The sequence below is a fragment of the Pseudomonas kitaguniensis genome (assembly GCF_009296165.1).
Taxonomy (GTDB): domain Bacteria; phylum Pseudomonadota; class Gammaproteobacteria; order Pseudomonadales; family Pseudomonadaceae; genus Aquipseudomonas; species Aquipseudomonas kitaguniensis.
Window position 1 is genome coordinate 1 of sequence record NZ_VUAZ01000045.1, and the last position, 1,217, is coordinate 1,217.

The 1,217-nt window shown below is 57.2% G+C and carries 1 protein-coding gene; it reads left to right on the plus strand.

All coding sequences use genetic code 11. The features are described 5' to 3' along the window. On the plus strand, positions 1-1,217 hold a 1,217-nt coding region (locus tag F0169_RS08945), incomplete at both ends, for a lipase family protein (RefSeq protein WP_172979378.1).

Genomic DNA, 1,217 nt, shown 5'->3' on the forward strand with positions numbered 1-1,217 from the left:
CCCCGGCCAGCATTCACTTTTTGGATGACCGAGGGCATAAAGTTGATACCGACACCCAAGCATTTATCACGCACAACGATGAGTTGATCCTGATTTCCGTACGTGGCACCAATGAAATAATCGCGGACGCCCTCCGTGATGCCGATGCACTCCAAGTGCCCTTTGTGGAAGGTGTGGGCAACGTCCACCGAGGATTCTATGAGGCAGCACAAAAGGTCTACGAACTCACGGCCAATTATCTCGAGAAGTTCTACACCGGCCAAAAGCTGATCATCTGCGGTCACAGCCTGGGCGGCGCGATTACCTTGTTGCTCTCGGAAATGCTACGTCGGCAGAAAAAGTATAGTGCCGACATCACGCTCTACACCTACGGCGCTCCGAGAGCCGCTGACGCCACCTTCGTAAAAGCGGCCGCCAACCTGGTGCATTACCGCATGGTCAACCACAACGACCCGGTGCCCAGCGTGCCCGGTACATGGATGAACACCAAAACCCCGGTCTACGCGACTGGCGCCGCCTTAACCTTCGTAAACGTGCCTGTCGGCCTCTCGATATTCGTAGCGGGCATTACCAACCTCAGCGGCGAGCCGTATGAACATCACGGCACGTTACGCCACTTCCTCCCGGTGGAGTTGGGCGGCAAAGAAACCTCTTCCATCCTCTGGCAGCCCGGTTGCGACACCATTACCCAGCACGCCGCCTGCACGTTGGCCGTGCAGCAAATCAACGGACTGCCCGCCCGCCCGGGGCTGATTGCTCAAGGCTTAAAGCACAAAGGCAACCATTCAATGGTCGGAGGCTATATTCCCAATTGTTGGGCAGCACTTCGACGCGCGCAGGAATCGCTGCAGCTCAAACGCTCGCTGGTCACCCCGCGTGAATTCGATTTTGTAGACACTGCTCTGATCCGCATTAACGAACAGTTGTTCCTCCGCCGCCGAGACTTGTATGCGCGTGGCGATAAATACCGCGAAAACCACGAACCTGCGGTTGAAGCGTTCAGTCGAGAAACCCATAAAGTGCAACAGACGCGTGACCGCTTGGCCACGTTGCGCTATGAGAAGGTGACCGCTGCAAGCGTCTACGGCTTGCTTTCAGAAGACGCGGAAGCACTCGCAGACAGCCTGTTGCGCTGGCAGGCTCACGCGGAAAACACGCGGGCTGAACAACTGGCCATGGCGCCCGCCGCCATCGTAAGCGACGAGGAATTTATGGCG